The sequence below is a fragment of the Streptomyces sp. NPDC014991 genome, assembly GCF_043080665.1.
Lineage (GTDB): Bacteria > Actinomycetota > Actinomycetes > Streptomycetales > Streptomycetaceae > Streptomyces.
Map to the genome: position 1 here is coordinate 64,863 of NZ_JBIBVY010000015.1, position 19,407 is coordinate 84,269.

20 protein-coding genes and 1 tRNA gene are annotated in these 19,407 nt (G+C 73.3%); 8 read left to right on the forward strand and 13 right to left on the reverse strand.

The genetic code is table 11. The annotated features are described in order from the left end of the window. Positions 1-210: 210 nt before the first annotated feature. The 4 genes from mshC to ACF1BE_RS23105 form a co-directional block, all read right to left on the reverse strand. On the reverse strand, positions 211-1,440 hold the full coding sequence (mshC, locus tag ACF1BE_RS23090) for a cysteine--1-D-myo-inosityl 2-amino-2-deoxy-alpha-D-glucopyranoside ligase (protein WP_392200901.1): 1,230 nt from the start codon (positions 1,438-1,440) through the stop codon (positions 211-213). 113 nt (positions 1,441-1,553) lie between these two features. After that, a complete protein-coding gene (locus ACF1BE_RS23095; RefSeq protein WP_392200902.1) occupies positions 1,554-2,378 on the reverse strand; it encodes an SCO1664 family protein in 825 nt (274 codons plus the stop codon). After that, positions 2,342-2,932, reverse strand: a complete 591-nt coding sequence (locus tag ACF1BE_RS23100; protein ID WP_392200903.1) for a DUF3090 domain-containing protein — start codon at positions 2,930-2,932, stop codon at positions 2,342-2,344. Before ACF1BE_RS23100 ends, ACF1BE_RS23095 begins: the two co-directional genes overlap by 37 nt. Before the next feature lie 104 nt (positions 2,933-3,036). Continuing rightward, positions 3,037-3,723 (reverse strand): histidine phosphatase family protein, encoded by a 687-nt coding sequence (locus ACF1BE_RS23105; RefSeq protein ID WP_392200904.1) that lies wholly within the window; start codon positions 3,721-3,723, stop codon positions 3,037-3,039. A gap of 61 nt (positions 3,724-3,784) precedes the next feature. Between ACF1BE_RS23105 and corA the strand changes: the two genes are divergently transcribed. Then, positions 3,785-4,783, forward strand: coding sequence for a magnesium/cobalt transporter CorA (gene corA / locus ACF1BE_RS23110; protein WP_392200905.1), 999 nt, complete (start codon positions 3,785-3,787; stop codon positions 4,781-4,783). Positions 4,784-5,014: 231 nt separating this feature from the next. Here the strand turns inward: corA and ACF1BE_RS23115 are convergent, their stop codons facing one another. Continuing rightward, entirely contained in the window at positions 5,015-6,070 is a 1,056-nt protein-coding gene (locus ACF1BE_RS23115) for an LLM class F420-dependent oxidoreductase (RefSeq protein WP_392200906.1), read from the reverse strand. 269 nt (positions 6,071-6,339) lie between these two features. Here ACF1BE_RS23115 and ACF1BE_RS23120 point away from each other — a divergent pair, with 269 nt between their 5' ends. Both ACF1BE_RS23120 and ACF1BE_RS23125 read left to right on the forward strand, forming a co-directional pair. Continuing rightward, positions 6,340-7,323 carry an aldo/keto reductase gene (locus ACF1BE_RS23120; RefSeq protein WP_392200907.1) on the forward strand — a complete coding sequence of 328 codons (984 nt, stop codon included), beginning with the start codon at positions 6,340-6,342 and terminating at the stop codon, positions 7,321-7,323. A gap of 125 nt (positions 7,324-7,448) precedes the next feature. Then, positions 7,449-9,818: a helix-hairpin-helix domain-containing protein gene (locus ACF1BE_RS23125; protein WP_392201012.1), complete on the forward strand. Its 2,370-nt coding sequence runs from the start codon at positions 7,449-7,451 to the stop codon at positions 9,816-9,818. A 99-nt stretch (positions 9,819-9,917) separates the two neighbouring features. Here the strand turns inward: ACF1BE_RS23125 and ACF1BE_RS23130 are convergent, their stop codons facing one another. After that, the gene (locus ACF1BE_RS23130) at positions 9,918-10,655 is read right to left on the reverse strand and encodes a hypothetical protein (protein WP_392200908.1); all 738 of its coding nucleotides are present in this window, start codon (positions 10,653-10,655) and stop codon (positions 9,918-9,920) included. Between the two features lie 47 nt (positions 10,656-10,702). Between ACF1BE_RS23130 and ACF1BE_RS23135 the strand changes: the two genes are divergently transcribed. Then, entirely contained in the window at positions 10,703-10,891 is a 189-nt protein-coding gene (locus ACF1BE_RS23135; protein ID WP_014671721.1) for a DUF5703 family protein, read from the forward strand. A 112-nt stretch (positions 10,892-11,003) separates the two neighbouring features. Here the strand turns inward: ACF1BE_RS23135 and ACF1BE_RS23140 are convergent, their stop codons facing one another. The 3 genes from ACF1BE_RS23140 to ACF1BE_RS23150 all read right to left on the reverse strand — a co-directional run bounded on the left by ACF1BE_RS23140 (position 11,004) and on the right by ACF1BE_RS23150 (position 13,660). Next, the gene (locus ACF1BE_RS23140) at positions 11,004-11,744 is read right to left on the reverse strand and encodes a chaplin (protein WP_392200909.1); all 741 of its coding nucleotides are present in this window, start codon (positions 11,742-11,744) and stop codon (positions 11,004-11,006) included. Positions 11,745-11,903: 159 nt separating this feature from the next. Continuing rightward, positions 11,904-12,137: a chaplin ChpH gene (gene chpH, locus ACF1BE_RS23145; protein ID WP_392200910.1), complete on the reverse strand. Its 234-nt coding sequence runs from the start codon at positions 12,135-12,137 to the stop codon at positions 11,904-11,906. Positions 12,138-12,334: 197 nt separating this feature from the next. Beyond that, complete coding sequence (locus tag ACF1BE_RS23150; RefSeq protein ID WP_392200911.1) at positions 12,335-13,660, reverse strand: M20/M25/M40 family metallo-hydrolase; 1,326 nt, start codon at positions 13,658-13,660, stop codon at positions 12,335-12,337. Between the two features lie 226 nt (positions 13,661-13,886). Here ACF1BE_RS23150 and ACF1BE_RS23155 point away from each other — a divergent pair. Further along, positions 13,887-13,974, forward strand: a tRNA-Leu gene (locus ACF1BE_RS23155). Between the two features lie 59 nt (positions 13,975-14,033). On the opposite strand, the gene ACF1BE_RS23160 is transcribed toward ACF1BE_RS23155, so the two are convergent. After that, positions 14,034-14,348, reverse strand: coding sequence for a dsRBD fold-containing protein (locus ACF1BE_RS23160; protein ID WP_392200912.1), 315 nt, complete (start codon positions 14,346-14,348; stop codon positions 14,034-14,036). Between the two features lie 113 nt (positions 14,349-14,461). On the opposite strand from ACF1BE_RS23160, the gene ACF1BE_RS23165 reads away from it, so the two are divergent. Then, on the forward strand, positions 14,462-14,839 hold the full coding sequence (locus tag ACF1BE_RS23165; protein ID WP_392200913.1) for a YchJ family protein: 378 nt from the start codon (positions 14,462-14,464) through the stop codon (positions 14,837-14,839). Between the two features lie 83 nt (positions 14,840-14,922). Here the strand turns inward: ACF1BE_RS23165 and ACF1BE_RS23170 are convergent, their stop codons facing one another. After that, the gene (locus ACF1BE_RS23170) at positions 14,923-15,624 is read right to left on the reverse strand and encodes a FadR/GntR family transcriptional regulator (RefSeq protein WP_392200914.1); all 702 of its coding nucleotides are present in this window, start codon (positions 15,622-15,624) and stop codon (positions 14,923-14,925) included. 140 nt (positions 15,625-15,764) lie between these two features. Here ACF1BE_RS23170 and ACF1BE_RS23175 point away from each other — a divergent pair, with 140 nt between their 5' ends. Next, a complete protein-coding gene (locus tag ACF1BE_RS23175) occupies positions 15,765-16,283 on the forward strand; it encodes a gluconokinase (protein ID WP_392200915.1) in 519 nt (172 codons plus the stop codon). A gap of 57 nt (positions 16,284-16,340) precedes the next feature. Beyond that, positions 16,341-17,738 (forward strand): GntP family permease, encoded by a 1,398-nt coding sequence (locus ACF1BE_RS23180; protein WP_392200916.1) that lies wholly within the window; start codon positions 16,341-16,343, stop codon positions 17,736-17,738. Positions 17,739-17,972: 234 nt separating this feature from the next. Here the strand turns inward: ACF1BE_RS23180 and ACF1BE_RS23185 are convergent, their stop codons facing one another. Both ACF1BE_RS23185 and ACF1BE_RS23190 read right to left on the reverse strand, forming a co-directional pair. Continuing rightward, positions 17,973-18,599 carry a cytochrome b/b6 domain-containing protein gene (locus ACF1BE_RS23185; protein WP_392200917.1) on the reverse strand — a complete coding sequence of 209 codons (627 nt, stop codon included), beginning with the start codon at positions 18,597-18,599 and terminating at the stop codon, positions 17,973-17,975. Beyond that, entirely contained in the window at positions 18,583-19,320 is a 738-nt protein-coding gene (locus ACF1BE_RS23190; RefSeq protein ID WP_392200918.1) for a molybdopterin-dependent oxidoreductase, read from the reverse strand. Before ACF1BE_RS23190 ends, ACF1BE_RS23185 begins: the two co-directional genes overlap by 17 nt. Positions 19,321-19,407 lie beyond the last annotated feature (87 nt).

Below are 19,407 nucleotides of genomic sequence, written 5' to 3' on the forward strand. Positions count from 1 at the left end.
CCCAACCCCCCGCTCTCCCTACCTCAGTACTGGGGTGCCGCCGCCGAGGCCTCACCCCGCGCCCGGACCACCGGGTGCCGGGGGGGTCCGCGACCCGCGACCCCCCCCTTCTCCGTGTGCGTACGGCGGCCACCGCGGCGGGCCGCCGAGCCCGCCGCGCGTCCCGGCACCGCCGCTCGCGCGGGCGCGACACGGCCGTGGGGTGTCTTCCTAGAGCGCCACGCCCAGCAGGGCGTCGACGGCCCGGGAGACCAGGCCCGGGGCGCCGGTGTCGGTGCCGCCGTCCCGCTCCTGCCGGGCCGCCCAGCGGTCCACCGCGGCGAGCGCGGCCGGCGCGTCCAGGTCGTCGGCCAGTGCCTCGCGGATCTCCTCCACGAGCGCGTCGGCGGACGGTCCGTCGGGCCGGGAGACGGCCGCGCGCCAGCGACCGAGCCGGGCCACGGCGTCCTCGAGGACCTCGTCGGTCCACTCCCAGTCGGCACGGTAGTGGTGGGCCAGCAGCGTGAGCCGGATCGCCGCCGGGTCGACGCCGTCACGGCGCAGCCGGGAGACGAAGACCAGGTTGCCCTTGGACTTGGACATCTTCTCGCCGTCCAGGGCGACCATGCCGGCGTGCACGTACGCCCGGGCCATCGGGAACTCGCCGGTGAGCACCTGGGCGTGCGAGGCGCCCATCTCGTGGTGCGGGAAGGCCAGGTCGGAGCCGCCGCCCTGGACGTCGAAGCCCATGCCGAGGTGGTCGAGGGCGATGGCCACGCACTCGATGTGCCAGCCGGGCCGTCCCCGGCCGAGGGTGCCGCCGTCCCAGCTGGGCTCGCCCGGCCGGGCCGCCGACCACAGCATCGGGTCCAGCGGGTTCTTCTTGCCCGGGCGGTCCGGGTCGCCGCCGCGCTCGGCGGACAGCAGCCGCATGGCGGCGGCGTCCAGGTTCGAGACCGTGCCGAAGTGCGGGTCGGACTCGACGGAGAAGTAGACGTCACCGTCCAGTTCGTAGGCCGCGCCGAGGTCGCGCAGCCGCTCCACCAGCGGCACGATGCCCGGTATCGCCTCGACGGCGCCTATGTAGTGCCGCGGCGGGAGCATCCGCAGGGCGGTCATGTCCTCGCGGAAGAGGGCCGTCTCCTTCTCGGCGAGGGCGACCCAGTCGACGCCGTCCCGCTCCGCGCGCTCCAGCAGCGGATCGTCGACGTCGGTGACGTTCTGGACGTAGTGGACCTGCCGCTTGGTGTCGAGCCACACGCGCTGGACGAGGTCGAACGCGTTGTAGGTCGCCGCGTGACCCATGTGGGTCGCGTCGTACGGGGTGATGCCGCACACGTAGATTCGGGCGACGGGACCGGGGTCGAGGGTGACCGGACCGCCGGTCGCGGTGTCGTGGATCCTCAGGTCGCGGCCCTGACCAGGCAGGGCGGGGACCTCGGAAGCGGGCCAGGCATGCATGTACAGGAGCCTAACCGGCGCCGAGCCGCGCGTACGAACGGGATCGGGCCGGACGGCCGGTTCTGCGGTCTTGCGTCTTGGCACCGGGTGTGCCATACACACCGCCGAGTCGCTCAGACCGGCGGCCAGGGAATCGCCGGCCACTCCCCGCTCGGCTCCGGGTGCAGGCCCGAGGCGAGCAGCGCCTCGACACGTGCGCGCGTGGCGTCGGTCTCGGCCTCCGTGACCAGCCCGGCCAGCCGCTCGCCCAGCGGCCCGTCCAGGGCGTCCCGCAGCCCCTTGAGGACACCGACGGCCTCCTGGGTCAGGGGTTCCCCGGCCCAGCCCCACAGCAGCGTGCGCAGCTTGTTCTCGACGTTGAAGGTGACGCCGTGGTCGATGCCGTAGAGCCTGCCGTCGGCGGTGGGCAGCAGATGGCCGCCCTTGCGGTCGGCGTTGTTGATCACCGCGTCGAGGACGGCGAGCCGGCGCAGCCGCTCGTCGTCGGCGTGCACCAGCAGCGCGGTGCGTCCCTCGCCGACCTCGGCGAGCCCGATCGCCTTCCAGCCCGGCTCCGGTTCCTCGCCGTCGACCAGGGCGAGCAGCTCCGCCTCGGGGCTCACGTCGATCCACAGCTGGCACATGCCCTCGCCGTACGGCCCGTCGCGCAGCACGGTCGGCGGCACGAGCCCCCAGCCGGTGGCCTCGGAGACCTCGTAGGAGGCGACCTCACGGCCCGCGAGGTGGCCGTCGGGGAAGTCCCACAGGGGCCGCTCCCCCGCCACCGGCTTGTACACACAGGAGGCTTCGCGGCCGTCCAGGGCGACCGTGCAGAACAGCGCCGCGTTGGACGCCTCGCGGATCCGCCCGCGCACGGTCAGCTCACCGCGCGCGAGCAGCTCGGCGGGGTCGGGGTCCGCCGTCACGCTCCGCGGCGGTATCCGTTCTGGCGCGGACATACGTGTCCTTCCGGATCGAGCGGGAGGCTGCACAGCGGGCACGGCGGCCGCCCGGCGTTGACGACGTCGAGGGCGCGCTTGGCGAAGGCCCGGGCCTGCGCGCCGGTCAGCCGGACCCGCAGCATCGGGGGCCCGTTCTCCTCGTCCTGGAGCAGCCGCTCCTCGGCCTCGGCGAGGTCCTCCTCGGTGTCGGCGTCCAGCTCGACGAGCGCCTGGGCCTCGACGATCATGCGCTGGTCCTCACCGTCCCAGGCCAGCGCCATGGTGCCGACGCGGAACTCCTCCTCGACGGGGCTCGCCAGCGGGGCGGTGTCGGTGATCTCCGAGGGCGCCACGGCGGGCACGGCGGCGCTGCCGCCACTGCGCCGTACGACCTCGTCGAGCAGTTCGTCCATGCGCTCGGCGAGCGCGGCGACCTGGGTCTTCTCCAGGACCACGCTGGTCACCCGGGGGCCTGCGGTGGCCTGGAGGAAGAACGTACGGCGCCCGGGCAGTCCGACCGTGCCGGCCACGAAGCGGTCCGGCTGGTCGTAGAGGAACACCTGACGGGACACGTCCTGTCTCCATTGATTCGAGAGGTGCGGTGCGGGCCGTTCGGATGCGCGGCTCTTCGGCTGCGCGGGCCGTGCGGACCGCTTCACCCTACTGCGGCCGACGATCACGGTGCGCCCGCACCACCCCCGACCGGTGCGTCGCCCTCGCCGTGTTCCTCGCGCGGGGCGAGCGAAGCGAGATCCCCGGTGTCGCCGAGGCGGACGAGGAACGGCCGCAGGCGGGTGTAGCGGATCGCGGTGACGGAACACGGCTCCACGGAGACCCGCTGGAAGAGGTCGAGATGGAGCCCGAGGGCGTCGGCGACGAGCGACTTGATGATGTCGCCGTGGGAGCACATGAGGTAGACGGCGTCGGCCCCGTGATCGCGCTCCACGCGGGCGTTCCACTCGCGTACCGCCTCGGCGGCGCGGGTCTGCATGGACCGCATCGACTCACCGCCGGGGAAGGCGGCGGCGGACGGGTGGGCCTGGACGACCTCCATCAGCGGCTCGTCCATCAGCTCGGTGAGTTTGCGGCCGGTCCAGTCGCCGTAGTGGCACTCGCCGATCCGTTCGTCGGTGTGGGCGCGCAGCTCCGGGCGGGCGGCCAGCAGCGGCCGCACGGTCTCCTGGCAGCGCTGGAGCGGGCTGACGACCACTTCGGAGACCGGCAGGCCGGCGAGCCGTCCGGGCAGCGCGGCGGCCTGGGCGGTGCCGCGCTCGTCCAGGGCGACGCCGGGCGTCCAGCCGGCGAGGAGGCCCGAGGTGTTGGCGGTGGAACGTCCGTGCCTTACGAGGATGAGCGTGGGCATGCGGACAGGGTAGGCGCATCACGTGATGTGCCGATGATCGGCCGAAGGGAGAATGCGCCGCGTGATCGTGGACTGCGCCGTCTACCGGCAGGGGCACCGTACCGAGGGCCCGGAGGACCTGTCCGACGCGCTCGCCGAGGCGAGGGCGGCGGGCGGCTTCGTGTGGATCGGGCTGCACGAACCGTCCGAGCGGGAGTTCGACCTGGTCACCAGGGAGTTCGGACTGCATCCGCTGGCCGTGGAGGATGCCCTCAAGGCCCATCAGCGGCCCAAGCTGGAGGTGTACGACGACTCCCTGTTCCTGGTGCTCAAACCGGTCGTGTACGAGCCCGACAGCGACGCCGTCTCCGCCGGCGAAGTGATGGTCTTCGTCGGTGACTGCTTCGTGGTGACCGTACGGCACGGCGAGGGCGCGCCGCTGGCCGCCGTCCGGCACCGGCTGGAGGAGGAGCCCGAGCTGCTCGACAAGGGCCCCACCTCCGTGCTGTACGCGATCGCGGACGCCACCGTCGACCACTACCTGGAGGTGGCGACGGAGCTGCAGACCGACCTGGACGAGCTGGAGGCGGAGGTGTTCCGGCCGGACGGCGGGGGGTCGCGCAACACCGCGTCCCGGATCTACACCTTCAAGCGGCAGGTCCTGGAGTTCCGGCGGGCCACCGTGCCGCTGACGCTGCCGCTGTCCCGGCTCTCCGGCAACGGCCCGGCCGGCGGCGGCGGGGTGCCGTTCGTGCACGACAAGGCGCGGCCGTTCTTCCGGGACGTGGGCGACCACCTCACGCGCGTGAACGAGTCCGTGGAGGCCCTGGACCGGCTGGTGTCGGACATCCTGTCCGCTCATCTGGCGCAGATGAGCGTGCGGCAGAACGACGACATGCGCAAGATCTCCGCGTGGGCGGCGATGGCCGCGGTCCCGACGATGATCGCGGGCGTCTACGGCATGAACTTCGACCACATGCCGGAGTTGCACTGGGTGTGGTCGTACCCCGCGGTGATCGTGCTGATGGCGGTGCTGGAGGTGCTGCTGTACCGGCAGTTCAAGCAGCGCGGCTGGCTGTGAGGCCTGAGCGCGCGAACGACGACGTCCCGCTGTCCCGTACGGTCGGCGGTTCGTTCCCGGCGCGACCCGTCGCCGGCGGGACCGACGCCGAACAGGGGTGCGGGCCGGATCCCGGATCGGCGGGAAGAAGCACCACGGGAGTCGTAACCGCGCGGCGCCGGGCGCGTTGTTCCGGGTGACGGCCGTGGCGGGGAAGACCCCCGAGCCCCCACCACGGCCGCTGAACTCCTTCTACGCGAGTCCGGCCCGCTCCAGGGCCTCGCTGCCGGCCCGCAGGGACGCGAGCCGCTCGTCCAGCGTGAAGCCGGCCGGGGCCAGGCTGAGCGTGGTGACCCCGGCGGCGGCGTAGGCCTTCATCCGGTCGGCGATACGGTCGACGGAACCGAGCAGCGTGGTGTTGTCGACGAGGTCCTGCGGGATCGCGGCGGCGGCTCCCTGCTTGTCCCCGGACAGGTACTTCCGCTGGATCTCCGCCGCCTCCTTCTCGTATCCCATGCGCTGGGCGAGCTGGTTGTAGAAGTTCTGCTTCGCGCTGCCCATGCCGCCGACGTACAGCGCGGTGTACGGGCGGAAGGTGTCGGCGAGCCGGGAGACGTCCTTGTCGTCACCCAGGGCGATCGGCAGGGTCGGGCACACGTCGAACCCGTCGAGGGTCAGGCCCGCCTTCTCCCGGCCCGCGCGCAGGTACTTGACCGTGGTCTCCTCCAGGTGCTCGGCGGAGGGGAAGATCAGCAGCGCTCCGTCGGCGATCTCGCCGGTCTGCTCCAGGTTCTTCGGGCCGATCGCGGCGATGTACAGCGGGATGTGCTCGCGCTGCGGGTGCACGGTCAGCTTGATCGGCTTGCCCGGGCCGCCGGGCAGCGGCAGCGTCCAGTGCTCGCCCTCGTACGTCAGCCGCTCCCGGGTCATCGCCCGGCGGACGATCTCCACGTACTCGCGGGTGCGGGCCAGCGGCTTGTCGAACTCGACGCCGTACCAGCCCTCGGAGACCTGGGGGCCCGAGACGCCGAGGCCGAGCCGGAACCGGCCGCCGGACAGCGAGTCCAGGGTGGCCGCGGTCATCGCGGTCATCGCGGGCTGGCGGGCCGGGATCTGGAAGATGGCCGAGCCGACGTCGATGCGCTCGGTCTGCGCGGCGACCCAGCTGAGCACCGTCGCCGCGTCGGAGCCGTACGCCTCGGCGGCCCAGCACACGGAGTAGCCCAGCCGGTCGGCCTCCTGCGCCACGGCCAGATTGTCGCCGTCCATTCCGGCACCCCAGTAGCCGAGGTTGATCCCGAGCTGCATGCGCGATTCCCCTTACCGATGAGTAACGTCTCTGTGCGCGCACCTTAGCGCGCGGCCGGCTGCCGGCGGCAGGGCGTGGCCGGGGACGGAACGGCCGGATCGCGCGGGTGCGCCGGGGGGGCGAGGCGTCGGCGGTGGCGTGGCCGGAGCGTCGCGCGCGGGGGCGACCGGAGCCTTGGCGCCGGGCGCGACCAGGTCGTTCGCACGGGACCGGTCGCGTTGTCCACAGGCAACCCACGGCAGCAGGTGTGGCCAGTAATCTCGCGGACATGGAGCAGAGGCATCTCGGCCGGACCGGCCTTCGCGTGTCCCGGATCGGACTCGGCACCCTCACCTGGGGCCGGGGCACCGACGAGCACGACGCCGCGGACATCCTCAAGGCGTTCTGGGAGGCCGGCGGCACCCTCGTCGACACGGCGGACGTGTACGGCGACGGGGAGGCTGAGTATCTGCTCGGGCAGCTCATGGAAGGACTGGTGGCGCGCCGGGACCTGGTCATCTCCACCAAGGCGGGCAGCATCCCGGACCGCGACCGCCGTTTCGACGGCTCCCGCGGCCATCTGCTCGCCGCGCTCGACGCCTCCCTGGCCCGCCTGGGCACGGAGTACGTCGACGTGTGGCACATCCACGCCTACGACCCCGACACCCCACTGGAGGAAACCCTCCAGGCCCTCGACCTCGCGGTGAGCAGCGGCCGGGCCCGGTACGCCGGGGTGTCCAACTTCTGCGGCTGGCAGCTGGCCAAGGCGGCCACCTGGCAGCTCGCGGCGCCGGGTACGCGCACCCGGCTGGCCAGCACGCAGATGGAGTACTCGCTGCTCCAGCGCGGCGTGGAGCGCGAGGTGCTGCCGGCCGCGCTCGACCTCGGCGTCGGCCTGCTGCCGTCCTCCCCGCTCGGCCGGGGCGTGCTGACCGGCAAGTACCGGCACAGCACTCCCCAGGACTCGCGCGGTGCCTCCGAGCATCTGGCGCCGTTCGTCGAGCCGTACCTCGACGACACCGCGACCCGCATCGTGGACGCGGTGACGACGGCCGCGGACGGGCTCGCCGTCACCCCGCTCCAGGTCGCCCTCGCCTGGATCCGCGACCGGCCCGGGGTGGCCGCGCCGATCGTCGGCGCGCGCAACGCTCAGCAGCTCGCGGCGGCGTTGTCAGTGGAGGCCCTTAGTCTTCCTGACGAGATCTGCCGGGCGCTGGACGATGTGTCGGCGCCCGTGCACCGCTATCCCGATCACGACTGGAGCACGCTGTGAGCACGGAGCCGGAGACCACGGAGAAAGCCGGGCCGGGGACACCGGAGACGGGGGCCGCCCCGGCCGCGAGCACGGGGAGGGCGGACAGCCCGGCCGTTACCGGGGACCGTGGGGGCGCGGGCAGCGTGGCGGGTGCCGGAGGCGCGGAGGACGCCGGATCCGGGAGTTCCGGGAACCGTACGGGGGCCGCGGCAGGGGACGACGCCGCGGGCGGCGCGGGAGCCGCGGCGGAGGCCGGTGTCGGAAGCGGCGCCGAGGCGGTGGACAGCGCGGCGACGGCGGGCGGCACGGAAGACCCCGCCGGGGCCGGCTCCCCGGGTGACACGGAAGCCGCGGACGGGGCGCAGGCCCCTGCCGGGGGCGGCGCCGAGGCCGGCGCGGAAACGCCCGTGGCAACCGGCGGCGCGGAAGCCGCGGCGGGGGCCGGGGCCGACGGCGGCACGGGAGCCGCGGGAGGTGCCGGGGCCGTGCCGGAGGGGGCCGGGGCCGCGGGTGGGGTGTCCGAGGCGGAGGCCGAGTTGGCTGCGCAGCGGATCGAGCGGGAGCGGATCGAGCGGCGCAAGGCCGAGAAGGGGGGACCGGTCGCCGCCGGCGCCAAGCTCAGCGGCAAGGCGGCCGACCTGCTCGCGGCGGTGCGGGCCGTGGAGAGCGGCGAGAAGCCGGTGGCCGCGGTGTTCGCCGAGCCCGCACCGGCACCGCGCCGCCCCGCACCGGAGCCCGTGCGCGGGCCCCGGCCCACCCCGGCCGTGGTCGCGCCCGGCGCCCCCGCTCCGGAGGCCGTGGAGGCCGTGCGCCGGGTGCTGACCGAGGGCGGCGCGCCCGACGGCCTGGCCCCCCAGGTGGCCGCGGTCCTCGGCGAGAACGCCGGCACCACGCTCCGGGAGGACCCCTGGCAACTGCTCCGGGTCGGCGGCGTCCGGCCGGACCGGGCCGACGGGTTCGCGCGGGCACTCCTCGGTGCCGGCTGCGGCCCCGACGACGAGCGGCGGGGCCGCGCGGTGACCGTCTGGCTGCTGGAACAGGCGGCCCTGGCCGGGCACACCGCCCTGGAGCTGCCCGCGCTCACCGCGGCGCTGGCCCGGCAGGCGGTTCCGGACCCGGACACGGCGGTGCGGAGCGCGCTCGCCGAGGGCGAGGCCCTGGTGTTCCAGGACGCCCTGGAGGAGGCCGGCGCCCCCGAACCCCAGGACACCGAGGAGGAGCGGGAGCGGCCGGTCCGGGTCACGGTCGGCTTGGAGCGCTACGCGCTGGCCGAGGAGAGCCTCGCCGACGGCCTGGCCCGGCTGGTCAACTCCCTGGCGCCGGAGCCCGGTCAGCCCTGGGAAGCGGCTGCCTCCGCAGTCTCCGGCGGTGCGGCCGAGCTGGCCCGTGCGGTCGCCGGGCACGGTCTGGTGCTGCACACCGGCGGGGAGGCGGCCCGCGCCGAACCGGCCGCGCTCCTCGGTGCCGCCCGAACCGCCGGCCTGCGGGCCTTCGCCGCCTGCCACACCCCCGACGGCCGCCGGCGTCTCGCCGCGCTGCTGGACGGCGAGAGCTCGGAGCAGGCGGTGGGCACGGTCGCCGGTCTGCTGTCCGGCACCGAGGGGCCCGGCCGGGACGCGGAGGGCGCCCTGGAACTCGACCTGCTGATCGTGCTGGACGCCCCGCAGCTCGACGTGGAGGCCGCCGCGATGCTGGTGGAGTCGCTGCCCGACGGGGCCCGGCTGGTGCTGAGCGGTGACCCGGCGGTGCTGTGGTCGGCCGGTCCGGGCCGGGTGTTCGCGGACCTGCTCGCGGCCCGCGTCTGCCCGCAGGCCGTGTCCCGCGTGCCGGACCCGGGTCCGGTGGGGGAACTGGTCTCCGGCATCGGCGTCGGCGAGCTGAACCAGGTCGCCGCCCCGGGCAAGGAGGTCGTGATCGTGCCGGTGCGGGACGCCGGCGAGGCCGTGCACCGGACCGTGCAGCTGGTCGCGGACTCGGTGCCGCGGGCGATCGGCGTGCCGGCCGACCAGACCGTGGTGATCACTCCTGGCCACGGAGGCGCCGCGGGCACCCGTGCCCTCAACTCCGCGCTGAAGGAACGGCTCAACCCCGGCCCTGGCCGGTTCGGCGGCTTCGACCCCGGTGACCGGGTCGCCTACTCCCCCGCGCCGGGCCGTACGGTGCCGGGCGTGGTGGTGAAGGCCGACGCCGACGGGCTGCACCTGTCGTGTGCGGGAGCCCCTGTCGTCGTACCGCGGGAGCGGGTGGAGAGCGGGGTGCGGCACGGCTGGGCGCTGACCGCGCACCAGGCGGTCGGCGCGCGCTGGCCGGCGGCGGTCGTGGTGCTGCCCGGCGACGCGGCGCAGACTCTCAGCAGACCGTGGGTGTACACGGCGTTCGGGCGGGCGGACCGGCACCTGTCCGTGGTGCACGGCGTGGACCAGGCGCTGCCGAAGGCGGTCGCGGAGATCCCCGCCAGACCGCGCACGACCCGCCTGCGGGATCTGCTGCGGACGCAGTCCCCGACGCCCTGACCCTTCGCCCGCCCGGGTCGGCGGCGCGGGCGGTCACCCGCGGCGGCGGAAACCGGCGGCGCCGCGGGGGCCCGGCCCTCCACGGCGCCGCCACCCCGTTCACTTCCCGGCGTCGAGCGGCTCCAGCTCGTCCTCGTCGCCGTCGTCGCCCTCGTGCTCCCCGTCGTCCTCGGGGTGTTCGTGGTCCTCCTCGACGAAGTCGATGTCATCGTCCTCGATGTCGGAGGTCTCGTCGTCGAACACCGCGCTCACGTCGAAGCGGCACACCACCTGCTGCGGGTCGAAGTTCTCGAACGGCGCCTCCAGCCACTCCCCGGCCTCGGGTGGTTCCTCCGCCGCGGTGACCCACAGCGTGGAGTCGCCCTCCTCCAGACCGAACTCCTTGTGCCGTGAGGCGATCTCGTCCGGTTCGAACTCGCCGAAGAGGATGCCCAGCGCTCCGGGGACGGAGCGGGCGGCCTCGTCGTCGTCCGCACGGTCGTCGTACTCCGCCGCCTCGATCCGCTGGGCCTGGGCGAGCAGCCGCTGGGGTTCCACCACGGTGTAGTCGCGGCGGATCAGCACACTGATCGCGTTCGGTTCGTCGGGTCCGGCGTACGGCGGCAGGGCTTCCTCCGCACCGGGGATCTCGAAGGGTGTGACCTCGTCGTAGCGGTCGTAGAGCAGCTCGTCGTACACCTCGGCGGCAGCGGCCAGCTGGTTGAACGCCTCGGAGACGGCCGGGTCGTCCTCCCCCGACCGGCGTTCGACCGCAGCCAGATGGCGGTCGAGCGCGGTCTTGACCGCCTCGGCGGCGGCGCGTACCTCGGCAGCGGTGGGCTGCGCAGCATCAGACATAGTGCAGACGCTATCCGTACCGGGCACCAGCCCGCACAATAGATGCGATGCCGGAATACGAATTTGTCGACGTGTACGTGCCGCGCGGGGTCTCCCGCAAAGAGGCGACGCGTCTGCTGACCGACCATGCCGAGTACGGACACTGGGAGTTGGACCGACTGAGCCTGCTGCGCGACGGCAGCCGCAGGGTGCGGTTGCGCCGGCGGATCATCCGCCAGGTGCGTGCCACGTGGTGACGCGGGACAGCTGAACGGTGCGGGCCCCGCCGGCATGGCAGGGCCCGCACCGTTTTCCGGGCGGTACGGCCCTGCCGTGGGGCCCGTACCGCCTTCGTGTCCGGCGTGTCCGTTACGCCGCGGACCGCGCCCTGCGGTAGAGCAGGGCGCCCGCGAGCAGCGCGCCCCCGGCGGCCGGCAGCGCGACGCCGAGCGGCATGCCGTTGCCGGTGTGGGCGAGCTGGGCGGTGGTCACGGGCCGGCCGGAGCGGTCCGTCCACTGCGCCTGATGCCGCGGGGTGTCCCGGTGACCGGAGTGACCGGAATCACCAGGGTGACCGGGCTGAACCGGGTTGCCGGGGCGGTCCGGGTGACCGGGTCGGGCCGGCTTCCCGGGCGGGCTGCCGTGCCCGCCGCCCGGCGGCTGCGCGGAGTGCCCGCCGGCGTTGCCGCAGTCGTCGCCCACGGTGGCGTTGCCGGCACCGATGACGTCGACGCTGTTGCCGCACACGTTCACCGGGACGTCGACCGGCACCTGCACGGTGTTGCCGGAGCCGACGCCCGGCGAGCCGCCGCTCCCGCCGCCCGCGTGCGAACCGCCGGAGCCGCTGTGGTGCTCCGCCGGCGTACCGCCGTGCTGGGCGCAGGTGTTGCCCGCCGACGGGTTGAGGAGTCCGATGACGTTCACCGTGTTGCCGCAGATGTTCACCGGCGCGTGCACCGGCACCTGCACCGTGTTGCCGGACAGTACGCCGGGCGAGCCGGCGGCGGCGCCCGTGGCGGCCGAGTCGGCGTGTGCGTAGCCGCCCGCGGCGGCGATCACGCCGGTCGCGGCGGCCATGGTCATCAGGCCTTTGCGCGTGCTGTGTCGCATGCTGGATTCCCCCCTGCCTTCGATGCTGTGAAGGGCCGGCCGTGACGAGGACGGCCAGCCGCCAAGACCGGTCGGCCCCGGAGCGCATGGCGCGCGCTCCGGGGCCGACGGCTCAGGAAAGAGGCCCCCTCGGGAGGGATGTCCCTCGGGGAGCCGGCCTCACTTGTTGACGCAGGCGTTGCCGAAGGTGGGGTTCAGAAGCCCGATCACGTCGATCGTGTTGCCGCACACGTTCACCGGGACGTGCACGGGCACCTGGATGACGTTGCCGGAGACCACACCCGGGGAGTTCACGGCGGCACCCTCGGCCCCGGCATCGGCGACGGCGAGGCCCGCGCCCGCGAGAACCAGCCCACCGGTGGCAGCCGCGGCGGCGACGACCTTCTTGATCATTGTTCCTCCTAGTTGGCAGTGCGACCCCAAGGTGCGGGATCACATCGGCTGTAACGAGGAGGGACTGATGAAGCTACGAACCTATCGTCGCATTCACCCTCTCAGGCGATCTCGTACGGCTGCCCGATTGTGATCTCGGTACGGCCGTCCGACCGCCGGCGCGGTTGCCCGGTCGCCCGGTCACCCCGGGGCAGCACTCACGACGCGTCGATGAACCGGTCGAGCACGCGCACGCCGAACCGCAGCCCGTCCACCGGTACCCGCTCGTCCACGCCGTGGAACATACCCGCGAAGTCCAGCTCCGGCGGCAGCTTCAGGGGCGCGAAGCCGAAGCCGCGGATGCCGAGGTCGTCGAAGGACTTGGCGTCGGTGCCGCCGGAGAGCATGTACGGGATGGCCCTGGCCGTGGGGTCCTCGGCGAGCAGCGCGGACTGCATGGCCTCCACCAGGGCGCCGTCGAAGCTGGTCTCGACCGCCTTGTCGGCGTGCACGTCCTCGCGGCGGACGTGCGGCCCGAGCAGCCGGTCGAGGTCGCTCAGGAACTCCTCCTCGTGGCCGGGCAGGAAGCGGCCGTCGATGTGCGCGGTGGCCTCGCCCGGGATGACATTGACCTTGTAGCCGGCGTTCAGCTGGGTGGGGTTGGCGGTGTTGCTCAGGGTCGCGCCGATCAGCTTGGCGATGCCGCCGAGCCTGGCGAGGGTGGACTCCATGTCCTCCGGGTCCAGCTCGGTGCCGAGCGCGTCGCCCAGCTCGTCGAGGAAGGCCCGGGTCGTCCTGGTGACGCGCACCGGGAACTTGTGCCGGCCGACGCGGGCGACGGCCTCGGACAGCTCGGTGATCGCGTTGTCGCGGTGGATCATCGACCCGTGCCCGGCGGTCCCGGCCACGGTCAGCTTCATCCAGTGCATGCCCTTCTCGGCCGTCTGGATCAGATAGAGCCGCCGCTGCTCGTTCACGGTGAAGGAGAAGCCGCCGACCTCGCTGATCGCCTCGGTGACGCCCTCGAACAGCTCGGGGTGGTGGTCGACCAGGTAGCGGGCGCCGTACGTGCCGCCCGCCTCCTCGTCGGCGAGGAAGGCGACCACGATGTCCCGCGGCGGCCGGCGTCCGCTGCGCAGCCGGTCCCGCACGACCGCCAGCGTCATGGCGTCCATGTCCTTCATGTCGACGCCCCCGCGCCCCCACACGCACCCGTCGGCGATCTCGCCGGAGAAGGGGTGGTGGGTCCAGTCGTCGGCGTTGGCCGGTACGACGTCCAGGTGGCCGTGGATCAGCAGCGCGGGCCGGGACGGGTCCTCGCCCTCGATGCGGGCCACCGTGGAGGCGCGGCCGGGGTGCGACTCGTAGATCTCCGGCTCCAGCCCGACCTCGGCGAGCTTCTCCGCGACCCACTCCGCGGCCTTGCGCTCGCCGGGTCCGGAGTGGTCGCCGTAGTTGCTGGTGTCGAACCGGATCAGCTCGCGGCAGAGGTCCACGACCTCGTCCTCACCGGTGACGCTCCTGGCCGTGTCCGTCTCGCTCACGCTGCTTCCTCCCGCTGTCACTGCTGGTGGTCCCGCTCATCCTCTCTCCGGGCGCACCCCCGGCCCAAGACGGGTCCGGGCCCGTCACACGCCGTTCACGCGCGAGCTGCCCGGGTCCGCGCCGCGGGAGGGGGGTGATCGGCCTCCCCGGAAAGCCTGGTAATGTTTCCTTCGTCGCCGCGAGGGAAACCCTGCCGAAAGGGAAATCTCGTACGACAGACACCTTGTCCGGGTGGCGGAATGGCAGACGCGCTAGCTTGAGGTGCTAGTGCCCTTTATCGGGCGTGGGGGTTCAAGTCCCCCCTCGGACACCAGCAGGGCCCCCGCGGTGCGGGGGCCTTTCGCGTTGCCCCGACGGGCGCGGACCCGCTGGTCACTCGCGGGTCAGCCAGAGCGGCGTCAGCGCGGCGTCCGTGCCGGCGGCTCCGGTCGCCCTCATGTCGCCGTCGGCGGCGCGCAGCAGCATGCGGCCCATGGCGATGAGCGCGCGGCCGGCGGCGAGTTCGTCGCCGATGTCCGGCATCGCCGGGTCGTAGGGGCTGCGGCGGGCCTCCGCGCGGCTCTCCAGGACGCTGTCGCCGGTGTCCAGGACGATCCGGGCCGTGGTGTCCGGATCGTGCTCGGACAGGTACAGGTTCAGCCGCCACTCCCTGATGGCGGGCGGACGGTTGCCGAGGGGTCGGTTCATCGTCCGTCTCTCCTCCCTGCGCGCCGGGGCCCGGCGGGGAGCCGGAGGGGCCCCTCCCACTGTGTACCCCCTGCGCGGGCGGACGCCGCCCGGCCGCGGGCAGAATGTGGGCCATGACCTCGCGCACGTGCCCCTGCGGGCTCCCCCGGTCCTACGACGCCTGCTGCGGCCGCTTCCACTCCGGCCCGGCCGCCGCGCCGACGGCGGAACTGCTGATGCGGTCGCGGTACAGCGCGTATGTGCGGGGGGACGCGGGGTACCTGCTGCGCACCTGGCATCCCCGGACCCGGCCGGAGCGGCTCGACCTCGATCCGCGGACGCGGTGGACGGGCCTCGAGGTCCTCGGCTCCACCGACGGGTCGGCCTTCCACACGACGGGCACGGTGACCTTCCGCGCCACCTACCGGGGCGGCTCGCTGCTGGAGCGCAGCAGGTTCGAGCGGGTGGACGGGGCGTGGGTGTACGTGGACGGCGACTTCCCGGACGAGTAGACCGGCGGGGGCGGCCCCGCCGGCCCACGACCCCGGACAGTCGCTGCGACCGGCGCCCTTCCCCGGCACTTCCACCGCGCGCCTCAGGGCGCCAGGATGTCCAGTTCCTGGAGGGCGCCCACGGTGATCTGCCTGGTCAGTTCCTCGGCGCGGGCCGCGTCGCCCGCGCGGACCGCCTCCGCGACCTGCACGTGCAGGGTGACGGCCGCCGGGTCGGGGTCCTCGAACATGACCTCGTGCTGGGTGCGCCCGGCCAGCACCTCCGCGACGACGTCACCGAGGCGGGCGAACATCTCGTTGCCGGAGGCGATGAGGACGACCCGGTGGAAGGCGACGTCGTGGACCAGGTACTGGTCCAGCCTGTGGCCGCGGGAGTTGGCCACCATGCCGAGGGCGCACTCGGTGAGTTCGGCGCACTGCCCGGGCGTGGCGTGCCGGGCGGCGAGGCCGGCGGCGACGGGTTCGACCGCGGAGCGCAGCACGGTCAGGGAACGGAGCTGGTGCGGGCGGTCGGCGCCCGCGAGGCGCCAGCGGATGACCTGGGGGTCGTAGACGTTCCACTCGGCCTTCGGGCGGACCGTCACGCCGACCCGGCGACGGGACGCGACCAGGTGCATCGACTCCAGGACCCGGACCGCCTCGCGCATCACGGAGCGTGACACCTCGAAGTGCTGTGCGAGTTCGTCCGTGCGCAGAACGCTGCCCGGCGGGTACTCGCCCGCCGTGATCGCGGGGCCGAGAGTGTCCAGTACACGGCCGTGCAGGCCCCGGCCCGGTGTGCTCATGCACTCAGCGTACGGCCTGGATCACGGAGACAAAAAGTCAGACTTATACGTCACAGAGTCTTGAATTCGTCGTACCTAATGGGTTTCAGTGTGGCGACGCCGCAGTGGCGTCGGATGTCGAGGAAGACAGCGAGGCAGCGATGCGAAGCCCCCAGGTCGTCGTCGTGATGGGCGTCGCGGGGACGGGCAAGACCACGATCGGTCCTCTGCTCGCCGCGCGGCTGGGCGTCCCGTACGCCGAGGGTGACGACTTCCACCCGCAGGCCAACATCGACAGGATGTCGGCCGGGATCCCGCTCGAGGACGCCGACCGGTGGCCGTGGCTGGAGGCCATCGGGCACTGGGCGCACAGCCGGGCCGGGCTGGGCGGGGTGGTCAGCAGCTCAGCGCTCAAGCGGTCCTACCGCGACCGGCTCAGGGCCGTGGCCCCCGGGATCGTGTTCCTGCACCTCACCGGGGACCGGCAGCTGATCGAGGAGCGGATGTCCGGGCGCCAGGGCCACTTCATGCCCACCGCGCTGCTGGACTCCCAGTTCGCGACCCTCCAGCCGCTGGAGCGCGACGAGCCGGGAGTCGCCGTGGACGTCGCCGGCAGCCCGCAGGAGATCACCGAGCGCGCCGTGCGGGCGCTGGACGCCCTTCCCGCCGCATCCGCCTAGGGCCTTTCGTTCGGCCCTGACTCCCGAACATGTTTCCGTAACCGCAAGGGAACCCCCGTGACCAGACTCAGCGTCGAGATGCTGGCAGCGGACACGCCTCCGCCGATCACCTCCGCCGGACACGCCCAGCTGGGCATCGCCGTGCTCGTGGGCATCGCCGCGATCGTCCTGCTCATCACCAAGTTCAAGCTCCATGCCTTCCTGGCCCTGATCATCGGGTCGCTGGTGCTCGGGGCGGTCGCCGGAGCGCCGCTCGACAAGGCCATCACCAGCTTCACCACCGGGCTCGGTGCCACCGTGGCCGGCGTCGGCGTCCTGATCGCGCTCGGGGCGATCCTGGGCAAGCTGCTCGCCGACTCCGGCGGCGCCGACCAGCTCGTCGACACGATCCTCGCCAGGGCGGGCGGGCGCGCGATGCCGTGGGCGATGGTCCTGATCGCCTCGGTGATCGGCCTGCCGTTGTTCTTCGAGGTCGGCATCGTGCTGCTGATCCCGGTCGTGCTGATGGTCGCCAGGCGCGGCAACTACTCCCTGATGCGCATCGGCATCCCGGCGCTGGCCGGTCTGTCCGTGATGCACGGCCTGATCCCGCCGCACCCCGGACCGCTGGTCGCGATCGACGCGCTGCACGCCAACCTGGGTGTGACCCTGGCGTTCGGCATCCTCGTCGCCGTCCCGACGGTGATCATCGCCGGTCCGCTGTTCTCGAAGGTCGCGGCCCGCTGGGTGGACGTGCCGGCGCCGGACCGGATGCTGCCGGCGCGCGCGTCGGACGAGCTGGAGCGCCGTCCCGGTTTCGGCGCGACACTCGTGACCGTGCTGCTGCCGGTGGTGCTGATGCTGGCCAAGGCGCTGGTGGACATCGTCGTGGACGACAGTACGGACCGGACCCAGCGGGTCTTCGACGTCGTCGGTTCGCCGCTGATCGCTCTTCTCGCCGCCGTGCTCGTCGGTTTCTTCACGCTGGGCCGGCCGGCCGGGTTCACCAGGGAACGTTTGCAGCAGACCGTCGAGAAGGGCCTCATGCCCATCGCCGGCATCCTGCTGATCGTCGGCGCGGGCGGCGGCTTCAAGCAGACGCTGATCGACTCCGGGGTGGGCCAGATGATCCTGGACGTCTCCAGGGACTGGTCGATCCCCGCGCTGCTGCTGGGCTGGCTGATCGCGGTGGCGATCCGGCTGGCGACCGGCTCGGCGACGGTGGCGACGGTCTCGGCGGCCGGTTTGGTCGCGCCGCTCGCGGCCGACATGTCGACCACGCACACCGCTCTCCTGGTCCTCGCCATCGGCGCGGGCTCGCTCTTCTTCAGCCAGGTCAACGACGCCGGTTTCTGGCTGGTGAAGGAGTACTTCGGGCTGAGTGTCGGGCAGACCGTCAAGACGTGGTCGGTGATGGAGACGATCATCTCGGTGGTCGCGGGCGGCCTGGTCCTGCTGCTGTCCCTCGTGGTCTAGGCCCTCTCGTTCGGATCATGCCGGGCTCGCGGGCCCTGGCACCGCGCCTCGCCGCGTTGTCGTCGGTTGCCATGGCGCCGCCATGGCGCCCTCCTCCGCCGTGCGATGCACGGCACCAGGACCCGCTCCCTGATCCGGCCCGATCCGAACGAAAGACCCTAGCCGTTCCTCGGGGTCCAGCTGTTCCTCGGGGTCCGGGAGGAATCGGTGAGCGGGCGGGCCGGTCCGGCACGGTCAGGGGCGCCACAGCGGGTGCTCCCGCCGGGCCCACTCCTCGCTCACCGTCCCCGTGCGCAGGCCCTTGCGCGCCTCCGGGTCGGCCAGGGCCATGCCGATGTGGCCGGCCAGGACCACGCCGGTCGTCAGGGCCAGCCAGTCGTGCACGAAGGTGGCCGACGTGCGCCACATCAGCGGGGTGAGGTGGGTGAACCACATCATCAGGCCGGTGCCGAGCATGACGAGGGTGGCGCCGGCGATCCAGGCGGCGTAGATCTTCTGGCCGGCGTTGAACTTGCCGGCCGGACGTGAGGCGTGCCCGGTGGCGCGGCGCAGGACGGCGCGCAGCCAGATCCGGTCGTGCGGGCCGAAGCGGTCGAGGAAGCGCAGGTCGGTGCGGAAGGCGCGGGAGGCGAGGCCCAGCAGGACCGGGGCCGGCAGGGCGAGGCCCGCGCACTCGTGGACGCGCACGACCAGTTCGCGGCGGCCGACGAGGATCGCCAGCTGCGGGATGTAGAGGACGGCGGCCGTCAGCACGCACAGCCCCATCAGCGCGGCCGTGCCGCGGTGCACCCGGCGTTCGGCCGGGGTGAAGCGGTGGACGCGGGTGCCCGGCGGGGCCGGGGTGTCAGCCGGTAGGCGCATCGGTGCGTCCGTTCGAGCGGCCCACCCAGGCGTCGACGTCGTAGCCCAGATCCTCCCAGTAGCCGGGCCGGACGCGGTCGGTGACCGTGATGCCGGAGAGCCACTTGGCCGACTTGTAGAAGTACATGGGCGCCACATAGAGGCGGACGGGGCCGCCGTGGTCGTGGCCGATGGCGTGGTCCTGCATGCGCAGGGCGGCCAGGACGTCCGGGCGGCGGGCCTGGGCCAGGGTGAGGCTCTCGGTGTAGGTGCCGTCGAAGCAGGTGAAGCGGAGGGCCCTGGCCGAGGGGTGGACGCCGGCGGCGTCCAGCAGCCGGGAGAGGCGTACGCCCTCGAAGGGGGTGCCCGGGACCCGCCAGCCGGTGACGCACTGGACGTCCCTGACCAGCCGGGTCTGCGGCAGGGCGCGCAGCTCGGCGAGGGTGTAGCTGTGCGGGCGGTCGACCAGGCCGTCGACGGTGAGGCGGTAGTCGGTGGCGCTCGGCTGCGGGACGGAGGCGGCGACGGAGTAGTACCGGAATCCGCCGCCGTTGGGCAGCAGCCCGGTCAGGCCCGTGGGGTCCTTGCCCGCGACTTCGCCGAGGAAGCCTTCCGTACCGCGTTGCAGCACGGGCGCGCCCAGGACGCCGAGCGCGCCGAGTCCGAGGGTGCCGAGGAAGATGCGGCGGCCGACCGGCCGGCCGTCCCGCTCCTCGGGTTGGTCAGGGTTCACGTGGCCCATTCGAGCACTCCCTGGCCCCGCGGGGCCAGGGATCGGGGTCACCGGTCAGACTTTCGTCATCTCTTCTCGCGTACGGCGGCGGAACCT